General features: G+C 75.0%; 22 protein-coding genes. 12 read left to right on the forward strand and 10 right to left on the reverse strand.

Annotated features, from left to right (window positions below):
* Positions 1-13: 13 nt before the first annotated feature.
* The 4 genes from ABD944_RS28180 to cydC are packed head-to-tail and all read left to right on the forward strand — an operon-like array spanning position 14 to position 5386.
* Positions 14-1279 (forward strand): cytochrome ubiquinol oxidase subunit I, encoded by a 1266-nt coding sequence (locus ABD944_RS28180; protein ID WP_345181798.1) that lies wholly within the window; start codon positions 14-16, stop codon positions 1277-1279.
* Positions 1280-1292: 13 nt separating this feature from the next.
* Positions 1293-2036 carry a cytochrome d ubiquinol oxidase subunit II gene (locus ABD944_RS28185; protein ID WP_345181800.1) on the forward strand — a complete coding sequence of 248 codons (744 nt, stop codon included), beginning with the start codon at positions 1293-1295 and terminating at the stop codon, positions 2034-2036.
* 57 nt (positions 2037-2093) lie between these two features.
* Positions 2094-3671 (forward strand): thiol reductant ABC exporter subunit CydD, encoded by a 1578-nt coding sequence (cydD, locus tag ABD944_RS28190; protein ID WP_345181976.1) that lies wholly within the window; start codon positions 2094-2096, stop codon positions 3669-3671.
* On the forward strand, positions 3668-5386 hold the full coding sequence (gene cydC, locus ABD944_RS28195; protein ID WP_345181802.1) for a thiol reductant ABC exporter subunit CydC: 1719 nt from the start codon (positions 3668-3670) through the stop codon (positions 5384-5386). The genes cydD and cydC overlap by 4 nt, the downstream gene beginning before the upstream one ends.
* On the opposite strand, the gene pdxR is transcribed toward cydC, so the two are convergent.
* Positions 5335-6897, reverse strand: a complete 1563-nt coding sequence (gene pdxR / locus ABD944_RS28200; RefSeq protein ID WP_345181804.1) for a MocR-like pyridoxine biosynthesis transcription factor PdxR — start codon at positions 6895-6897, stop codon at positions 5335-5337. The genes cydC and pdxR overlap by 52 nt on opposite strands.
* Before the next feature lie 28 nt (positions 6898-6925).
* Between pdxR and ABD944_RS28205 the strand changes: the two genes are divergently transcribed.
* On the forward strand, positions 6926-7759 hold the full coding sequence (locus ABD944_RS28205; RefSeq protein WP_345181807.1) for a class I SAM-dependent methyltransferase: 834 nt from the start codon (positions 6926-6928) through the stop codon (positions 7757-7759).
* A gap of 37 nt (positions 7760-7796) precedes the next feature.
* On the opposite strand, the gene ABD944_RS28210 is transcribed toward ABD944_RS28205, so the two are convergent.
* From ABD944_RS28210 to ABD944_RS28250, 9 genes are all read right to left on the reverse strand, one after another.
* Positions 7797-8336 (reverse strand): gas vesicle protein K, encoded by a 540-nt coding sequence (locus ABD944_RS28210; RefSeq protein WP_345181809.1) that lies wholly within the window; start codon positions 8334-8336, stop codon positions 7797-7799.
* Entirely contained in the window at positions 8333-8539 is a 207-nt protein-coding gene (locus ABD944_RS28215; protein WP_229810634.1) for a gas vesicle protein, read from the reverse strand. Before ABD944_RS28215 ends, ABD944_RS28210 begins: the two co-directional genes overlap by 4 nt.
* Positions 8536-9435, reverse strand: a complete 900-nt coding sequence (locus ABD944_RS28220) for a GvpL/GvpF family gas vesicle protein (RefSeq protein ID WP_345181813.1) — start codon at positions 9433-9435, stop codon at positions 8536-8538. Before ABD944_RS28220 ends, ABD944_RS28215 begins: the two co-directional genes overlap by 4 nt.
* Positions 9432-9827, reverse strand: a complete 396-nt coding sequence (locus tag ABD944_RS28225) for a gas vesicle protein (protein WP_378187707.1) — start codon at positions 9825-9827, stop codon at positions 9432-9434. Before ABD944_RS28225 ends, ABD944_RS28220 begins: the two co-directional genes overlap by 4 nt.
* 6 nt (positions 9828-9833) lie before the next feature.
* Positions 9834-10091 carry a gas vesicle protein GvpO gene (gene gvpO, locus ABD944_RS28230; protein ID WP_345181815.1) on the reverse strand — a complete coding sequence of 86 codons (258 nt, stop codon included), beginning with the start codon at positions 10089-10091 and terminating at the stop codon, positions 9834-9836.
* A 10-nt stretch (positions 10092-10101) separates the two neighbouring features.
* Positions 10102-10353 (reverse strand): gas vesicle protein GvpG, encoded by a 252-nt coding sequence (locus tag ABD944_RS28235; RefSeq protein ID WP_345181817.1) that lies wholly within the window; start codon positions 10351-10353, stop codon positions 10102-10104.
* A gap of 6 nt (positions 10354-10359) precedes the next feature.
* Positions 10360-11148, reverse strand: coding sequence for a GvpL/GvpF family gas vesicle protein (locus ABD944_RS28240; protein WP_345181819.1), 789 nt, complete (start codon positions 11146-11148; stop codon positions 10360-10362).
* Positions 11145-11579 (reverse strand): gas vesicle protein GvpJ, encoded by a 435-nt coding sequence (gene gvpJ, locus ABD944_RS28245; protein ID WP_345181821.1) that lies wholly within the window; start codon positions 11577-11579, stop codon positions 11145-11147. The genes ABD944_RS28240 and gvpJ overlap by 4 nt, the downstream gene beginning before the upstream one ends.
* 203 nt (positions 11580-11782) lie before the next feature.
* On the reverse strand, positions 11783-12211 hold the full coding sequence (locus tag ABD944_RS28250; RefSeq protein ID WP_345181824.1) for a hypothetical protein: 429 nt from the start codon (positions 12209-12211) through the stop codon (positions 11783-11785).
* A gap of 225 nt (positions 12212-12436) precedes the next feature.
* Between ABD944_RS28250 and ABD944_RS28255 the strand changes: the two genes are divergently transcribed.
* Genes ABD944_RS28255 through ABD944_RS28285 form a run of 7 tightly spaced genes read left to right on the forward strand, consistent with a single transcriptional unit; the run spans position 12437 to position 16888 of the window.
* Positions 12437-13039: a hypothetical protein gene (locus tag ABD944_RS28255; RefSeq protein WP_345181826.1), complete on the forward strand. Its 603-nt coding sequence runs from the start codon at positions 12437-12439 to the stop codon at positions 13037-13039.
* A complete protein-coding gene (locus ABD944_RS28260) occupies positions 13036-13302 on the forward strand; it encodes a monovalent cation/H+ antiporter complex subunit F (RefSeq protein ID WP_345181828.1) in 267 nt (88 codons plus the stop codon). Before ABD944_RS28255 ends, ABD944_RS28260 begins: the two co-directional genes overlap by 4 nt.
* A 13-nt stretch (positions 13303-13315) precedes the next feature.
* Entirely contained in the window at positions 13316-13606 is a 291-nt protein-coding gene (locus ABD944_RS28265; protein WP_345181830.1) for a monovalent cation/H(+) antiporter subunit G, read from the forward strand.
* Between the two features lie 6 nt (positions 13607-13612).
* The gene (locus ABD944_RS28270) at positions 13613-14011 is read left to right on the forward strand and encodes a DUF4040 domain-containing protein (RefSeq protein ID WP_345181833.1); all 399 of its coding nucleotides are present in this window, start codon (positions 13613-13615) and stop codon (positions 14009-14011) included.
* Positions 14008-14730: a Na(+)/H(+) antiporter subunit B gene (locus tag ABD944_RS28275; RefSeq protein ID WP_345181835.1), complete on the forward strand. Its 723-nt coding sequence runs from the start codon at positions 14008-14010 to the stop codon at positions 14728-14730. Before ABD944_RS28270 ends, ABD944_RS28275 begins: the two co-directional genes overlap by 4 nt.
* A complete protein-coding gene (locus tag ABD944_RS28280; RefSeq protein WP_345181837.1) occupies positions 14727-15080 on the forward strand; it encodes a sodium:proton antiporter in 354 nt (117 codons plus the stop codon). The genes ABD944_RS28275 and ABD944_RS28280 overlap by 4 nt, the downstream gene beginning before the upstream one ends.
* Positions 15077-16888 (forward strand): complex I subunit 5 family protein, encoded by a 1812-nt coding sequence (locus ABD944_RS28285; protein WP_345181839.1) that lies wholly within the window; start codon positions 15077-15079, stop codon positions 16886-16888. Before ABD944_RS28280 ends, ABD944_RS28285 begins: the two co-directional genes overlap by 4 nt.
* Positions 16889-16916: the final 28 nt, after the last annotated feature.

The following is a 16916-nucleotide window of genomic DNA, read 5'->3' on the forward strand; positions in this document are numbered from 1 at the left end:
TGCGGATCGATTCTTGGAGCGTGCGCTGATGGGTGGGGACGCGCTGGTTCTGGCGCGGGTGCAGTTCGCGTTGACGGCCGGCACGCATTTTCTGTTCGTGGCGCTGACGCTGGGGTTGGCGACGCTGGTGGCGTTGACGCAGACGCGGGCGACGGTGTCGGGCAGTCCGGTGCATGCGCGGATGGTGCGGTTCTGGGGGCAGTTGTATGTCATCAACTATGCGGTGGGGATCGTCACCGGGTTGGTGATGGAGTTCCAGTTCGGGTTGAACTGGTCGGGGCTGTCGCGGGTGACGGGGAACGTGTTCGGGGTGCCGCTGGCGCTGGAGACGATCGTGGCGTTCTTCGTGGAGTCGACGTTCCTGGGGTTGTGGATTTTCGGGTGGGATCGGCTGAACCGGTGGGTGCATCTGGCGCTGATCTGGGTGGTGACGTTGACGGCGTATCTGTCGGCGTACTTCGTGCTGGTGGCGAACGGGTGGCTGCAGCGTCCGGTGGGGTTCGTGATGGTGGACGGTGTGGCGCGGCTGGACGATGCGGGGGCGCTGCTGACGAATCCGACGGCGTTGCTGGCGTTCTTCCATGTGCTGTTCGGGGGGTTGCTGACGGCGGGGTTCTTCATGGCGGGGGTGAGTGGTTTTCACCTGCTGCGACGGACGGCGGAGGTGGAGTTCTTCCGGCGGTCGATGCGGATCGGGTTGCTGACGGTGATGGTGTCGGTGATGCCGGTGGTGGTTTTCGGTGGGACGCAGTTCCAGTACGCGCAGCCGACGAAGACGGGCGGGCACAAGGCGGCGGCCGCGGTGGCGGATTTCACGGCGCGGTTCGGGCCGGACGACTATCGGCCGCCGGTGCTGGCGGGGGTCGGTGAGGGGCTGATGGTGACGATGTGGTTGCTGATGCTTCTGGTGGCGTTGGTGGCGCTGGTGAAGTTCCCGTTCGGTGGGTGGCTGGTGCGGGGGCGGGTGTTCCACGTGCTGATGATCGTGGCGGTGCCGCTGCCGTATGTGGCGATGGTGTCGGGGTGGGTGTTCCGTGAGGTGGGGCGGCAGCCGTGGATGGTGTACGGGGTGCTGAAGACGCGGGACGCGCTGTCGCCGGGGGTGGGGTCGGGGGCGATCACGGTGTCGTTCGTGGCGTTCTCGGTGCTGTTCGGGGTGCTGTTCGGGGTGAACGCGTGGCTGCTGGCGCGGTTCGCGCGGCGGGGTCCGGAGGGGGCGGGGCTGGGTGCCCCTCCCCCGGCGGAGCCGGCCGCGCCGGTGATGAGCCCGACGTTCTGACAGGAGCCTGGTGATGGATTCTCTCGCGGTGGTGTTGCTGGCGGTGTTCTCGGCCGGGTATCTGGTGCTGGCCGGTGCCGATGTCGGGGTGGGGATGCTGCTGCCGTGGCTGGGGCGGGATCAGCGGGAGCGGCGGCTGGTGATCGCGTCGTTCGCGCCGTTCTTCCTGGGCAACGAGGTGTGGCTGGTGGCGGCGGCGGGTCTGGTGGCGGGTGCGTTCCCGGGGCTGGAGCACGGGTTGCTGGAGGAGTTGTATCCGCTGTTCGCGGTGCTGCTGTTCGGGTGGGTCGTGCGGGACATGGGGTTGTGGCTGCGGGGCCGGGTGGACGCGGCGGGGTGGCGTGGCGGGTGTGACGCGGCGGTGGTGGCGGGGAGTTGGGCGCTGGCGCTGGCGTGGGGTTCGGTGCTGGGTTCGGTGCTGGCCGGTGGCGGGATGGGTGTGGGGAGTGTCGCGGGGTTGCCGTTGGCGGTGTTGTTCGCCTGGCATGGTGCGGGGTTCGCGCGGTGGCGGCTGCCGGTGGGGTTGGCGGGGCGTGCGGGGCGGGTTCCGGCCCGGTACGGGTTGTCGGCGCTGGTGATGGCGGGGGCGCCGGTGGTGGCCGGGGTGCAGGTGGAGTGGTCGCGGGTGGTGGCCGAGGGTGCGGGGCTGACGGTGACGGCGGTGGTGACGGTGGTGGTGCTGCCGCTGTTGCTGGCGTCGCAGGCGCTGGTGTGGTGGACGTTCCGGGGGCGTGTGGAGTCGCCCTCGTACCTGTAGGCGGTCGGGGTGAGGGGTGTCGAGCGGCGTCTGCTGCGGTTGGTTCCTGGCCGGGTGATGGTGCTGCTGGGGGTGCTGGCGGCGGGTCAGGGTGTGCTGCTGGTGGTGCAGGCGGAGTTGCTGGTGCGGGCGGTGGCGGGTCTGGATGCGGGCCCGTTGCCGTGGGTCGCGGTGGCGGTTGCGGGGCGGGCGTTGCTGGCGTGGGCGGTTGCGCTGGTGGCGGGCCGGGCGGCGGCGCGGGTGAAGCGGGGGCTGCGGGGTGAGCTGCTGGGGCGGGCCGCGGGTGATGCGGGCGGGCGGGTGACGTTGCTGACCCGGGGGTTGGACGCGGTCGATCCGTTCTTCACCGGTTATGTGCCGCAGGTGGTGGCGGCGTGTGCGGTGCCGGTGGTGGTGCTGGTGCGGCTGGTGGCGGCGGATTGGGCGTCGGCGCTGGTGGTGGTGGTGACGGTTCCGCTGGTGCCGGTGTTCGGTGCTCTGGTGGGGATGCGGACGGCGGCGTTGACGGGGCGGCAGTGGGGGCTGCTGCACCGGTTGGGCGGGCATTTCCGGGACGTGGTGGCGGGGCTCGGGACGTTGCGGGCGTTCGGGCGGACCGGTCATCAGTCGGTGGTGGTGCGGGAGCTGGCGGGTGAGCATCGGCGGGCGAGTGTGCGGGCGCTGCGGGTGGCGTTCCTGTCGTCGCTGGTGCTGGAGCTGGTGTGCGCGTTGTCGGTGGCTTTGGTGGCGGTTCCGGTGGGGTTGCGATTGCTGGGCGGGGAGATGGTGCTGGCGACGGGTCTGCTGGTGCTGGTGCTGACGCCCGAGGTGTATCTGCCGTTGCGGGCGCTGGGGCAGCGTTTCCACGCGAGTGCGGAGGGGGTGGCGGCGGCGCGGGAGGTGTTCGCGGTGCTGGACGCGCCGGCGGTTTCGGGGGGCGGGGGCCGGGTCGTGGTGGGTGAGCGGGCTCCGGAGATCGTGCTGGAGGAGGTGACGGTGCGGTATCCGGGTGCGGCGGAGGCGGCGTTGGACCGGGTGTCGCTGCGGGTGGGGCCGGGTGAGCGGGTGGCGGTGACGGGGCCGTCGGGGGCGGGCAAGTCGACGCTGCTGCTGGTGCTGGCGGGGCTGGTGTCCCCCGATTCGGTGCGGGTGCTGGTCGACGGGGTGGATCTCGCGGAGCTGGAGGCGGGGGCGTGGCGGGCGCGGGTGGGGTGGGTGCCGCAGCGGCCGCATCTGTTCGCGGCGTCGGTGGCCGACAACGTCCGGCTGGGTGATCCGGGCGCGGGGGTGGAGCGGGTGCGGGAGGCGGTGCGGGCGGCCGCGGCGGATTTCGTCGAGGATCTGCCGGAGGGGTTGGCGACGGTGCTGGGTGAGGGCGGTGCGGGGTTGTCGGCGGGGCAGCGGCAGCGGGTGGCGATCGCGCGGGCGTTCCTGTCGGGTGGGCCGGTGATGCTGCTGGACGAGCCGACGGCGCGGCTGGATCTGCACAGTGAGCGGGTGCTGGTGGATGCGGCGGTGCGGTTGCTGGCGGGGCGGACGGCGGTGCTGGTGGCGCATCGTCCGGCGTTGCTGCGGGCGGTGGACCGGGTGGTGCGGTTGGAGGGCGGCCGGGTGTGCGCGGGGGCCGGTGGGCGTGTCGGTGGGGTGGCGGCGTGAGGGGCGTGTCGGGGGTGTGGGGCGCGGTGCGTCCGCACGCGGTGCGGCTGGTGGCGGCGGGCGTGGCGGGTGCGGCGGCGGAGCTGTGCGGGCTGGGGTTGATCGCGGCGGCGGCGTGGCTGATCGCGCGGGCGTCGCAGCGTCCGGAGCTGGCGGCGTTGTCGGTGGCGGTGGTGGCGGTGCGGGGGTTCGCGCTGGCGAAGGGGTCGCTGCGGTATGTGGAGCGGCTGGCGGGACATGACGCGGCGTTGCGGGCGCTGGCGGAGTTGCGGGGCCGGGTGTTCGACGCGTTGGCTGCGGCGCGTCCGGGGGCGCGGCGGGTGCGTGACGGTGATGCGCTGACGCGGATGGTGTCGGATGTGGACGCCGTGCAGGATCTGCTGCTGCGGTGTGTGCTGCCGGTGGCGGGGTCGGTGGTGTGCGGGGCCGCGGGGGTGGCGGTGTGTGCGCTGGTGGAGGCGTCGGCGGCGGTGGTGCTGGCGGTGGGTCTGCTGGTGGCGGGGGTGGTGCTGCCGGGGGTGGCGGCGGTGGCCGGGGGGCGTGCGGCGGCGCGGATGGCGGACGGGCGTGAGGTGTTGGCGGTGCGGGCGCTGGATGTGCTGGAGGGTGGGCGGGATCTGGCGATGTTCGGGGCGTCCGAGCGGTTCGCCGAGCGGGCGCGGGAGGCGGTGCGGGGGCTGGAGCGGGCGGAGCGGTCGGCGGCGCGGGTGGCGGCGGTGGTGGCGGCGGCGGGTTTCGTGGTGCAGGGCGTGACGGTCGCGGGGGTGGCGTGGGCGGGGTTGCGTGCGGGTGTGGACGAGGTGGGTGCGGCGGTGGTGGCGTTGACGGCGCTGGTGGCGGTGGAGTCGGTGCTGCCGTTGGCGGGTGCGGCGCAGCGGTTGCGGGAGGTGGCGCCTGCGGTGGGCCGGGTCGGGGCGGTGCTGGCCTCTCCCCCGGCGTCGTGTCCGGCGCGTCCGGTGGTGGTGCCGCGGGGTCCGCTCGGGGTGGAGTTGCTGGGGGTGCGGGTCGCCTTTGGGGAGGGGGTGGCTCTGGACGGGGTGGATCTGCGGGTGGAGCGGGGTCGGCGGGTCGCGGTGGTGGGGGCGAGCGGTGCGGGCAAGAGCACGCTGCTGGCGGCGGTGTCGGGGGATGTGCCGGTGGCGGCGGGTGCGGTGCTGCTCGGTGGGCGGGACGTGGGGGTGTATGCGCCCGGGGATGTGCGGGAGGCGGTGCGGGGGCTGGCGCAGGACGCGCACGTGTTCGCGGCGTCGGTGCGGCCGAATGTGCTGCTGGCGCGTCCGGACGCGGATGAGGAGCGGTTGTGGGCGGCGGCGGAGCGGGCGCGGTTCGCCGAGGTGGTGCGGGCGTTGCCGGACGGGTGGGACACGGTGGTGGGGGCGGGTGGGCGCGGTCTGTCGGGCGGGCAGCGGCAGCGGCTGCTGCTGGCGCGGGCGCTGCTGGCCGATCCGCCGGTGCTGGTGCTGGACGAGCCGACGGAGGGGTTGGATCCCGCGGCGGCGGACGCGGTGACGCGCGAGCTGCTGGAGGCGCCGGGGGGCGGGACGCTGCTGCTGGTGACGCATCGGTTGGCGGCGCTGGGTGCGGCCGACGAGGTGGTGGTGCTGGATCGGGGGCGGGTGGTGCAGCGGGGTCGGCATGAGGAGTTGCTGGCGGTGCCGGGGGCTTACCGCGATCTGTGGGAGGCGGAGGTTCTGGCCGCTCGGGCGGCGGCGTGATGGCGGGTGTGGTGGAGGGCTTGGGCGAGGGCGGCGATGGCGTCGGTGATGGCTGAGGTGGGGACGGCGGCGTAGCCGAGGACGAGCCCGGGCGGGTGGGGGCGTTGTGCGTGCCATGACAGCGGGTGGGTTTTGACGCCGTGTTCCAGAGCGGCGGCGGCGAGGGCGGTGTCGCGGAGGGCGCCTGGAGGGTCATCGGGGAAGGTGATGGTCAGGTGCAGTCCGGCGGCGGCGCCGTGGACGGCGGCGGTGGGCAGGTGCGCGGCGATGGCCTGGATCATCGTGTCGCGGCGTCGGCGGTGGCGGCGGCGCAGGAGCCGCAGGATGCGTTCCATCTCGCCGGAGTTCATGAGTTCGGCGAGGACGAGTTGCGGGAGGGCGGCGTTGCCGAGGTCGGCGAAGCGTTTCTCGGCGATGACGGCGTCCAGGTGCGGGGGCGGGGGCAGGATCCAGCCGGTGCGCAGTGCGGGGGCGAGGAGTTTGGAGACGCTGCCGAGGTAGAAGGCGCGGTCGGTGAGCATGGAGCGCAGGGCGGGGACGGGGGGCCGGTCGTAGCGGTGTTCGGCGTCGTAGTCGTCTTCGATGATCAGGCCGCCTTCGGCGGCCCAGCGTGTGAGGTCGCGGCGGCGGTCGCCGCTGAGGACGGCGCCGGTGGGGAACTGGTGGGCGGGGGTGAGCAGGACGGCGGGGGCGCCGGTGGCGTGGAGGCGGTCGACGCGGATGCCGGCGGTGTCGACGGGGACGGGTGGGGTGGCCATCCCCCAGTGCGCCAGGTGCTGGCGGACGCCGAGGGAGCCGGGGTCCTCCACGGCGATCCGGTCGATGCCTTCGCGGGTGAGGACGCGGGCGACGAGGCCGAGGGCCTGGGCGGTGCCGGCGACGACGACGATGCTGCCGGGGTCGGCGGTGATGCCGCGGTAGCGGGCGAGCCAGGCGGCGACGGCGGTGCGCAGGGCGGGGGTGCCGCGCGGGTCGCCGTAGCCGAGTCCGGCGGCGGGCAGGTCGCGCAGGACGGTGCGTTCGGCGCGCTGCCAGGCCGCGCGGGGGAAGGCGGCGAGGTCGGGCAGGCCGGGTGACAGGTCGATGCGGGCGGGCAGGTCGCGCAGGGTGTCGAAGATGTCGGGGCCTGGGTGCGTGGGGAACGGGGCGGGCAGCGCCGGGGCTGGAACGGTGGTCACCCGAGTGGGGTGTTCGGGTGGAGGTGCTGGGGTGAGGGGGGCCGCGACGACGATGGTGCCGGCTCGGCCGCGTCCGGCGAGGTGGCCTTCGTCGGCCAGGCGCTGGTAGGCCTCGGTGACCGCGCCGCGGGAGACGCGCAGTTCGGCGGCCAGGACGCGGGTGGCGGGCAGGCGGGTTCCGACGGGCAGGCGGCCGTCGGCGACGGCGTCGCGGAGGCGTCCGGCGAGCCAGTCGGCGAGCCCGCCGGGCGGGGCGTCGGCGGGGTCGAGGTGCAGGAAGTCCGACCCTGGCGTTACGGACCTGTTCGGTTCGTCGTCTTTGGACCTGTTCACTGGGCCATTGTGCGGCCACGGTGGTCGCATGGAAACCACGATGACGGACGGTCCCGGCGGCTACGTGCACGGGTACTCGGGACGGGAGGCGCGGCGGCTCGGCGACCAGGCCGACGCTCTGGCCGCGTTGGTGCACGACGGGACGGCCTATCCGGCGGGCAGCCGGGTGCTGGAGGCCGGCTGCGGGGTGGGGGCGCAGACGGTGCATCTGGTGGCGCGCTCCCCCGGTGCGCGCCTGACCGCGGTGGACCTTTCGCGGGAGTCGCTGGAGCAGGCCCGTGCCCGCGTCGAGGGGTCCTTTCCCGCGGCGGGGGTGCGGTGGCGGTGCGCGGACCTGCGGGACCTGCCGTTCGGCGACGCGGAGTTCGACCACGTGTTCGTGTGCTTCGTGCTGGAGCATCTGCCCGATCCGCGCGCCGTGCTGGCGGGTCTGCGGCGGGTGCTGCGGCCCGGGGGGACCCTCACGGCCGTCGAGGGCGACCACGGGTCGGCGTTCTTCCACCCTGACAGCGCCCACGCGCGCGCCGCGATCGCCCATCAGGTCGCGTTGCAGGCCGCGGCGGGCGGCGACGCGCTGCTCGGGCGGCGGCTGGGGCCGCTGCTGGCCGAGGCCGGGTACGCGCGGGTCGGCGTGGTCCCGCGGACCGTGTACGCCGACCGGGCGCGGCCCGGCCTGCGGCGGGCCTTCACCCGCGACACCTTCACCGCGATGATCGAGTCGGTGCGCGGGGAGGCCGTCGCGGCGGGGCTGGCCACCCCGGCCGACTTCGACCGGGGGGTCGCCGACCTGCACCGCGCCGCGGACGCCGACGGAACGTTCCACTACACGTTCTTCAAGGCCACCGCCGTGAACCCGGGGTGAGAGCCGCCCCTGGGGACGGGGCCAGAGGGCGGGCCGGTCAGTTGTCGGGCAGGAGCGGGCCGAGGGGGCCGAGGTCGAGGTTGAGGTCGTGGTCGTCCAGGTCGAAGTGGTCCTTGAGGCGGGTCATCGCCTCGTCCAGGCGCATCAGCGCCAGCCCGAGGTCCTCGATCTGCTGGTCGGTGAGGTCGCCGCCCTCGGCGCGGCGCAGCGCCTGCCGCTCCATGAGCTGCCGGATCAGTTCGACCAGGGTCAGCACCAGCTTCACCAGGTCCCGCTCGACCGTCTCGGGGTCGGAGCGCAGCCGCTGCATCGTGCGCGAGGACCGCTCCCGCAGGTCCGCCTCCCGCACCGGCGCGGCGCGCACCGGGGCGTCCCCGTGGGAGGCTCCGGCGGAGGTCCCCGGGGAGGACGATTCGGTGCGGCCGGCCAGGATGTCGTCGGTGAAGGGGTCGCCGACGGCGGGGTCGTGCACCGACACCTCCCCGCTGACCGGGTCGCGGCTCCCCCGCTCGCGGTCGCCGCGCGCGGAGGGCCCGGCGCCGGTCGGGCCGGGGGGCCGATGGTCGGGTCGGGTCACGGTCGCTCCTCCTCGGGCAGCAGCTCGTCGCGGACGGAGGTGATCAGCGCCCGCAGGGACACCTCCACCAGGTCCACGCCCGCGATCGAGATGACCAGGTCGCCGGTGATGACGACGCCGCCCGCCAGCAGGCGGTCCAGCAGGTCGACCAGCGCGATCCGCTCCATCGGGGCGTCGCGGCCCTGGTCCAGGAGGGCCGTCACGCCGCCCCCGGCTCGATGAAGGAGTAGGGCGGCCAGGGCCCCGTCACCTCCACCTCGATGCCCGCCAGCCTCTGGTCGGCGGCCCGCGCCACCGCCAGGAACCCCTCCACCTGCTCCTCGTCCAGCAGGTAGGCGACGTTGAGGATCTGGGTGCCCGCCCGGCCCGACAGGCGCGGGTCCTGCGGCGGGTGGTGCCGGGACGCCACGGCGTGGTCGGCGAGTTCGGCGTGCACCGCGTCGGCCTGCTCGCCGACCCGGCGGCCGGCGTCGGCGCGGCGGCGGCGCTCCTGCTGCCGGCGCCGCAGGTACGCCGCTCCCGGCCCGGCGGGGGCCGCGCCCTCCGTGTCCTCCGCGTCCTGGCGGGGGCCGGTGAGGGGCTCGGCGCCCGGCGCGAGCCCCCCACCGGGGTCGGGGCCGTCGCGGCCGGTGTCGCCGCGCAGCAGTTCAGGGTCGGCGTAGGCCTTCACGCCCCACTCCGAGCGGCCGTCGATGAGGTCGAGGACCTCGGTGAACCGGCCGCCCTCGTCGGTGAGGACCTCGGCGACGCGGGCGTCGTCGCGGTAGATGGTCGCGATGCGCACCGGCGCGGTCGGGGCGGCGTGCGCGGCCCGGTCCACCACGTCGTGGTGGGCGCGGGCGGTGGCCTCCAGCCACTGCAGGTCCTCCAGGTTGGCGCGCAGCGCCGCCTCGCCGTACTCGTCGAGCCGGACGGTGCTGACCAGGGCGGTCAGTCCTGCCGCGACCACGCCGCGCACGGGCGCGCCGGCCACCCCGGAAGCGTCGCGCAGCGCGGCCGGGTCCAGGCCGCGCGCGACTCCGTACAGGTAGACGCCGGTGCCGGCCGGGTCGGCGGCGTGGTCGCCGGCGGTCCGGCCGGCGAACCCGGGGGCGGTCATGATGAGGGCTCCTTTCCGTCTCCGGTCCGTTCGGCGGCGCCGTCGGCGCCGGCCTCGAGGGCGGCCAGGCGCTCGCGCAGCCGCCGGTTCTCCTCCAGCAGCTCGCGGTCGCCCTGGCCGTCCACCTCCTTCTGCCGGGCCTTGGACGACAGCGACGGGTCGTGCTCCCACCAGTCGATGCCCATTTCCTTGGCCCGGTCCACCGACGCCACCAGCAGCCGAAGCTTGATCGTCAGCAGTTCGATGTCCAGCAGGTTCACCCGGACGTCCCCGACGATCACGATCCCCTTGTCGAGGATGCGTTCCAGCAGGTCGGCCAGGTTGGCGCCCTGCCGCTCCCCGGCCACCGACCGCGCCGGCGAGCGCTGGCCGGTCCAGGAGATCTCACTCACAGCCGCTCAGTTCCTCTCCACTCGTCCGCGGGAGTAGCGGCCGGCGCGCCGGTAGCTCACCAGCTCCCCGTCGGCGTCCACCTCGGTGTCGTAGACCGCGAGGATGTCCGCCGAGTCGGGGATGCGGTGGGTCTCCACGACCTCCACCTTGACGCGCCAGCCCTCCTCCGTGCGCTCCATTCCCACGACGCTCTCGGCCCTGCGGCCGGTCATCGCCGTCACGTGCTCCACCGCCATCGCGGCGGCCTTGGACGCGGACAACATCACCGGCCTCCTAGCCGCCCGGCTGGTAGCCGCGGGCGCGGCCCTCGTTCAAGCGGCGGATCAGCTCCTCCTCGCGCTCGGCGGCCTCCTCCTCGGTGATCTCGCCGGCGGCGGCCTCGTCTGCCACCTGCTGCATCTCCGCGGCGATGCGCCCCGGGTCGTACAGCTGCGCCTCGGCCTGCTCGGTCAGGGTCTCGGCCAGCCACATCACGCCCTTGACGGGCGCGAGGGGGGCCGTGACCAGACCGGTGAAGAATCCCATCGCCTGTCACGCCTCCGGAACGAAGTCGTAGGGCGGCAGCGGCCCGATGAGCCGGATGCGGATCCGGTCGCCGTGCTGCTGCCCCAGCTTCTCCACGGCCTCCTCGAACGCGGCGCGGCGGTCGGCGCGGACCAGGAAGGAGGCGTCCAGGACGTCCTCCTCGCGGGCCGGGGTCTTGCGCGTGAACGCCTCGGCCGCCGAGGCCGCCCCGTCCAGCAGGACCTGCTCGTCGCTCTCCCGGAGCCGCTGCATCGACTGCGCGATCAGCTCGCCGAGCCGGACGCGGTCGTAGTAGACGGCGTCGGCGGCGTCGGCCGGGACCTCCCGCAGCCGCTGCGCCAGCTCGGCGACCTCCGGGTCGTTCTGCATGATCTCCCGCAGCACCGCGTCCTCGACGTAGGTGCCCTTGACGCGCAGTTCGACCCGGCCGTCCAGCTGGTCCAGGACCTGCGCGAAACGCTCGGAGTTGTCGGCCAGCAGTTCCTTCTCCACCGCGCCGCGGTCGGCCAGCGCGGCCCCGAACCGGAACGGCAGGACCACGGTGCCGGCGTCGACCAGCGCGTTGAGGACCCGCTGGTGCGCGACCAGGTCGGCGCGCTCGCCCAGGGCGCGGTCGGCCGGCAGGTCGCTGACGACGGCGGCGGCCGTGCCCCCGTCCTCCACCAGCGACACCGGCCGGTCGTCCAGCCCGGCCAGGTCCGGTGGCAGCGCCACGCCCGACCGGGTCACCCCGTACACGTACTGCGGGATCCGGTCCCCGGCCTCAGAGCCGCCGGGGGTCTGAGGCGTGCTCATTCTTCCTCGTCCTCCTTCTTGCGCGACGAGCGGCGCCGCGCGGGTTCCTTGTCCTCTTCCTCGTCGGAGTCGCCGCCGAAGGTCTCCTTCAGCCGCTCCTGGGCCCCCTCCAGGGCACCGCGCGTCTTCTTCTTCGCGCCCGACTCCTGCATTCCGCCAACGAACTCCGGCAGGCCCTGCGAGGTGCCGTCGTGAGCGATGTCCAGACGGTTCACCGCCTCGGCGAACCGCAGGTAGGTGTCGACGCTGGCGACCACGATCCGCACGTCGATCGTGAGGATCTCGATTCCCACCAGCGAGACCCGCGCGTACAGGTCGATGACCAGACCCTTCTCCAGGATCAGGTCGACGACGTCGGCGAGCCCGCTGCCGGAACCGCCGCGCTGCACGACATTGCTGCCCGAAGTCTGCTGGGCGACCGGCCCAGTCATGTGATCGCTCCTTCTCGGGGTTGACCCGTTTGGGGGTGAAGCATGAACCCCGGTGTACCCGTCTCGGTCTGCCTAAACAGGAGAACCGTTTCCGGTTATGTGCTGGTCAAGGCGAAATGTCCGTCCAGACATGCGCGACGCCCCCGCAGAACCGGGTTCTGCGGGGGCGTCGCCCTCGTCGAAAGACTCGCGAAACGCCGGGGTCAGCGCTTGCGGGCGGAGAGGCGCCCGACGACGATCCCGGCGACGGCCGCGCCCGCCACCGGCACCGCCCTCAGGAACCGTCCCAGCGTGAGCAGCTTGGCCACGCCCGCCACACGGCCGGGCAGCGCCGCCACCTGGCCGCCGGCCCGCGCCACCCCGGTCCCCGCCGTCTTCGCCGCGCCCTGCGCGGTGCCCTGGGCGCTCTGCGCCGCGCCCTTGGCGGTACCCGCGGTGCTCTTCGCACCGCTGTTGGCCGTGCCCTTCGCTGTGTCCTTGGTGCTCTTGGCGCTGTCCTTGGTGCCCTTGGCGGTGCTCTTCGCGCCCGTGCCGGCGGCCTCGGCCGTGCCCGCCGCCTTGCCCGCCGCCCTGCTGACGTTCTTGCTCGCTTGTCCGGACCCGTTGCCCGGGACCGAGGGGGTCTCCATCATCCGTCCTTCCGTCGGGGGGATCTGCCTGCCGAACCGGCGGGGCGCCGCACCGGGCGCGGCGCCCCGCCGGCGAAGAATCGCGTTCGTCGGCCGTACCGCGGCGTACCCCACCCGGCCACCGCAAACATGCGAGCCGCCCCCGCGCCGCCCGGCGCGGCAGGCCCCGCATACGGCGGGCGGCCGCCGCCGACGGTTGGAACCCTCGCTCCGGGTATGCCGCACCCCATGCCACCCGATGAGCCGCCGGGCGCGCCGGGACCACGGCCGCGACCCGGCCCCGCCCGGCGTGCCGCCGAGCCGCTGGCCTGGTGGACGGCGCTGCTGGCGGTGTACCTGGCCCTGGTGTCGGCCATCTCCCTCACCGAGATCACCGTCGGGGCCCTCGCTGCCGCCGCGGGCGCCGCCGCCGCCGTCGCCGCGCGCCGGGTCCTGCTCGCCACCGGCGGCGCCCGCCCGCCCGAAGACCGCGGCCCCTCCCCCGCCGTCCCGCCCGCCCGCCTCCTCCCGCCCCTGGCCCGGCTGCCCGCCCAGGTCGTCGCCGACACCGCCCGCATCACCGCGCGCGGCGCGTCCGGCGGGGACTGGACGACGCTGGCCTGCCCGCCCGGCCCCGCCGGCCGCGCCGCCGCGACCCTGCTGATGTCGGCCTCCCCCGGCGCCTACGTCGGCGGCGTCGACCCCGAACGCGCGCTGCTGCGCGTGCACCGCCTGACCGGTCCGTCGCCGTTCGAGCGGAGCCTGCGGCGCGCCGGGCTCGTCGACGACCCCCGGCACCGCGCCGCCCACGGCTCCCCGCCCGCCGGAGGCGACCGGGGAGGCGACCGGTGACGACCGACGTCGCGGGCACCGCGATCCCCGCCCTCGTCCTCATGATCGGCGCGCTGCCGCCGGTGCTGCTGGCCACGCTGCGCGGCCGGCCCGCCGGGCGGCTGGCCGGGCTGATCGTCACCGGCCCGCTGGTCACCCTCGCGCTGCTGCTGCTGTCCGCCGCCTACGGCCGGCCCGCCTACCTCGACGTCGCCCTGGTCCTGGCGCTGCTGTCGTTCGCCGGGTCCCTGGTGTTCGCCCGGTTCCTGAGCCGGACCCTGTGAAAGGGGAGCCCCGATGAGCCTGAACCTGCTCGCCGACGCGCTGACCTGGGCCGGAACCGCCCTCGCCGTCGCCGCCGGGCTGCGGCTGCCCTTCACCCGCGGCGCCGCCGCCCGCCTGCACGCCGTCGCGCCCGTCACCGTCCTGGCCGCGCCGCTGCTCATCGCCGGGCTGGCGCTGCGGCCCTGGTCGTCCTGGCACGACGTCGCCAAACTCGCCGTCATCGCCGTCCTGCTCGCCGCGACCGGCCCCGCCACGATCAGCACCGCCGGGCAGGCCGTCCAACGCGCCGGCCGGACGGAGTGACTCGCCGTGACCACCGTCCTCACCGCCCCAGCGCCCGCGCTGGTGGCCGCCGCGCCGGACGCGCTGTCCGGGCCGCTGTCCGACGCCCTCATCGCCGTCTCCCTCGCCCTGGCCGCGCTGATGGCCACCGCCGTCGTCCTGACCCGCGACCCCGTCCGCCAGGCGATCGTGCTGTCGGGCTACGGGATGGTCCTCGGCCTGCTGTTCCTCGTCCTGCAGGCCCCCGACGTCGCGATGTCCCAGATCGGCGTCGGGACCGTCCTCGTGCCGCTGCTGGTCGTGCTGGCACTGCACGCCACCCGCCGCTACCGCGACAACGGAAACGGCGGGAACGGCGGGAACGGCGAGCGCGGAACAGAAGCCGGGGAGAGCCACGGCCGCGGCGGCGGGCGGACGCGCCGGTGAGGCCCCGCACCCGCGTCTCGCTGTTCGCCGCCGGCGCCGCCGGGACCGCCGCCCTGTTCACCGCCGGGACGCTCGGCCTGCCCGCCTTCGGCGGCCCCCTGCACCCCTACTCCGACCGCGCCGTCCACCAGGCCCTGCGGCGCGGCACCTCCAACGCCGTCTCCTCCGTCAACTTCGACCAGCGCGCCTTCGACACCCTCGGCGAGGAGCTCATCCTGCTGTCGGCCGCGCTCGCCGCCGTGGCGCTGCTGCGCGTCGTGCGCAGCGAGGACGAGAGCGACGGCGCCACCCACCGGCACGGGCCCGCCGAGGTCTCCGACGCGCTGCGCGTCGTCGGCCACCTCCTGCTCCCCTTCACCCTGCTCACCGGCGTCTACATCGTCGCCCACGGCGCCCAGTCACCCGGCGGCGGCTTCCAGGGCGGCGTCGTCCTCGGCACCGCGATCCACCTGCTCTACCTGGCCGGCGACTACCCCGCCCTGCAGCGGCTGCGGCCCATCCCGGTGTTCGAGTCCGCCGAGGCCGTCGCCGCCGCCGCGTTCGTCCTGCTGGCCCTGGCCGCCGCCGGAGCCTCCCCCGCCGTGCGCGTCCCCGCCCTCAACACCGCCGTCGGGATCGAGGTCGGCTGCGCCTCGGTCCTGCTGCTCGGCAAGTTCTTCGAACAGGCACTCCTGGTCCGCGAGCACCCCGGGACCGGCGACCCGCGGGAGCCCGCATGAGCACCGTCCCCTACCTCGCCGCCGGCTGGATCATGCTCGCCGGCCTCTACGGCATCGTCACCACCCGCGACCTCGTGCACGCCGTGGTGTGCCTGTCGGTCACCCAGTCCGGCACCTACGTGCTGCTGCTGGCCATCGGGTACCGCTCCGGCGCCACCGCCCCGGTGTTCTCCGACCGCCCGCCGCCCCCCGCCGGCGGGCCCGTCACCGACCCCGTCGTCCAGGCCATGACCCTCACCGACATCGTCGTCGGCGCCACCGTCACCGCGCTGCTGCTCGCCCTGGCCGTCCAGGTCGCCAAACGGCGCGGCACCCTGGACCCCGGCGCCCTGCGCCCCCTCGAACCGTGATCCTGCAGGCCACCGTCGCGCTGCCCGTCCTGGTCGCCGCCCTGCTCGCCGCCACCGGACGGTGGCTGCCGCGCCCCGCCGTCGACATCACCGCCCTGGCCACCGCCGCCGCCGTCACCGCCCTGACCGGCCTCACCCTCGCCCGCGCCCCCCACCGCCCCCAGGTCGCCTGGCTCGGCGGCTGGGGCCCGGCCACCGGCGTCGGCATCCCCCTGGCCGCCGACCCCCTCGCCGCCGCGCTCGCCTGCGTCGCCGCCGCCCTCACCCTGGCCGCCCTGGCGTTCTCCTGGCGCTACTTCACCGAGATCCAGGCCGTCTTCCACGCGCTCATCCTGCTGTTCCTGGCCTCCATGTGCGCGTTCGTCTACACCGGCGACCTGTTCGACGCCTTCGTGTTCTTCGAGCTGATGAGCGTCGTGGCGTTCGCGCTCACCGGCTACCGCTCCGAGGAGCCCGCCACCGTCCACGGCGCCCTCAACTTCGGCATCGTCCAGTCCCTGGGCGCCTACCTCACCCTCGCCGGCATCGCCCTGGTCTACGGCCGCACCGGGCAGCTCGGACTGGCCGCCATCGGCCGCCACCTCGCCGGCACCGGCCACCACGACCGCCCGGGCGCCCTGATCACCGCCGCGTTCGTGCTCATCTGCACCGGCTACCTCGTCAAGGCCGCCGCCGTCCCCTTCCACTTCTGGCTCGCCGACGCCCACGCCGTCGCCCCCACCCCCGTCTGCGTCCTGTTCTCCGGCGTCATGGTCGAACTCGGCGTGTACGGGGTCGCGCGGACCTACTGGGCCGTGTTCCCCGGACTGGTGCCGCTGCGCGCCGTCGCCGTCCTCGGCGCCGCCGCGGCGCTGCTCGGCGCGGTCATGTGCGTCCTGCAGCACCACATCAAGCGGCTGCTGGCCTACTCCACCATCAGCCACGCCGGGCTGCTGCTGCTCGGCGTCGCCGCCGGCACCCCCGCGGCGCTGTCGGGCACCGCCTACTACCTGGCCGGGCACGCCGGCGTGAAGGGCGCGCTGTTCCTCGCCGCCGGGGCCCTGCTGAACCGGTACCAGACCGTCGACGCCCGCGACCTGCGCGGCCGCGGCCGCGTCATGCCCGTCACCGGCGCCGTCGTCCTCATCGGAGGGCTGTGCCTGGCCGGGCTCCCGCCCTCCGGGCTGTTCGCCGGGCACTCGGTCACCGAGCACGCCGTCCTGGAGCAGGGCTGGTGGTGGTTCACGCCCCTGTCCATCGCCGCCTCAGCCGTCACCGCCGGAGCCGTCCTGCGCGTGTGGCTCGTGGTGTGGCGCGGCATGCACCCGCGCCGCGACCCAGGCCAGAACGGACCAGCGGAGGAGGACGAGCACGAAGGCCCCGAGACGCCCGTCACCCTCACGTCCATCCCCTGGGTCATGGTCACGCCCGCCGTCGCGCTGCTGGCCGCCGGCCTGGCGATCGGGCTGCTGCCCGGCGGGCCCGTCGCCGACGCCGCCACGCTGTTCGCCGACCGCGACGCCTACGCCGCCCTCGTCCTGGACGGCCGCCTCACCCACCCCCACGCGCCGCCCGCCGAGCCCTGGACGGCCGCGGGCCTCGCCGGCTCGGCCGTCACCGTGCTGCTGGCACTGGCCGTGGCCGCCGCCGGCGTCCGCCGCGCCGCTCACACCCCCTCAGCGGCCCCCTCCGCACGCGCCCCGCTGGGGCGCGCCGTCGGCGCCGCCACCCGCCGCCTGCACGAAATGCACTCCGGGCACGTCGGCGACTACGCCGCCTGGCTCACCGCGGGCGTCGCCGTCCTGGCCCTGCTCACCACCCGCTTCTGACCGCCCCGGAGCTTCCCGGAGCCTCCGG

Origin of the sequence: Actinomadura verrucosospora, from assembly GCF_039540335.1 — a bacterium.
GTDB classification, from domain to species: domain Bacteria; phylum Actinomycetota; class Actinomycetes; order Streptosporangiales; family Streptosporangiaceae; genus Spirillospora; species Spirillospora verrucosospora.

Excerpts from the sequence above, each read along its gene's own strand:
- ABD944_RS28185 (WP_345181800.1), top strand. The coding sequence starts at position 1,293 with ATGGATTCTCTCGCGGTGGTGTTGCTGGCGGTGTTCTCGGCCGGGTAT.
- cydD (WP_345181976.1), top strand. The coding sequence starts at position 2,094 with ATGGTGCTGCTGGGGGTGCTGGCGGCGGGTCAGGGTGTGCTGCTGGTG.
- ABD944_RS28205 (WP_345181807.1), top strand. The coding sequence starts at position 6,926 with ATGGAAACCACGATGACGGACGGTCCCGGCGGCTACGTGCACGGGTAC.
- ABD944_RS28220 (WP_345181813.1), bottom strand. The coding sequence starts at position 9,435 with ATGACCGCCCCCGGGTTCGCCGGCCGGACCGCCGGCGACCACGCCGCC.
- gvpO (WP_345181815.1), bottom strand. The coding sequence starts at position 10,091 with ATGTTGTCCGCGTCCAAGGCCGCCGCGATGGCGGTGGAGCACGTGACG.
- ABD944_RS28235 (WP_345181817.1), bottom strand. The coding sequence starts at position 10,353 with ATGGGATTCTTCACCGGTCTGGTCACGGCCCCCCTCGCGCCCGTCAAG.
- ABD944_RS28240 (WP_345181819.1), bottom strand. The coding sequence starts at position 11,148 with ATGAGCACGCCTCAGACCCCCGGCGGCTCTGAGGCCGGGGACCGGATC.
- gvpJ (WP_345181821.1), bottom strand. The coding sequence starts at position 11,579 with ATGACTGGGCCGGTCGCCCAGCAGACTTCGGGCAGCAATGTCGTGCAG.
- ABD944_RS28250 (WP_345181824.1), bottom strand. The coding sequence starts at position 12,211 with ATGATGGAGACCCCCTCGGTCCCGGGCAACGGGTCCGGACAAGCGAGC.
- ABD944_RS28255 (WP_345181826.1), top strand. The coding sequence starts at position 12,437 with ATGCCACCCGATGAGCCGCCGGGCGCGCCGGGACCACGGCCGCGACCC.
- ABD944_RS28265 (WP_345181830.1), top strand. The coding sequence starts at position 13,316 with ATGAGCCTGAACCTGCTCGCCGACGCGCTGACCTGGGCCGGAACCGCC.
- ABD944_RS28280 (WP_345181837.1), top strand. The coding sequence starts at position 14,727 with ATGAGCACCGTCCCCTACCTCGCCGCCGGCTGGATCATGCTCGCCGGC.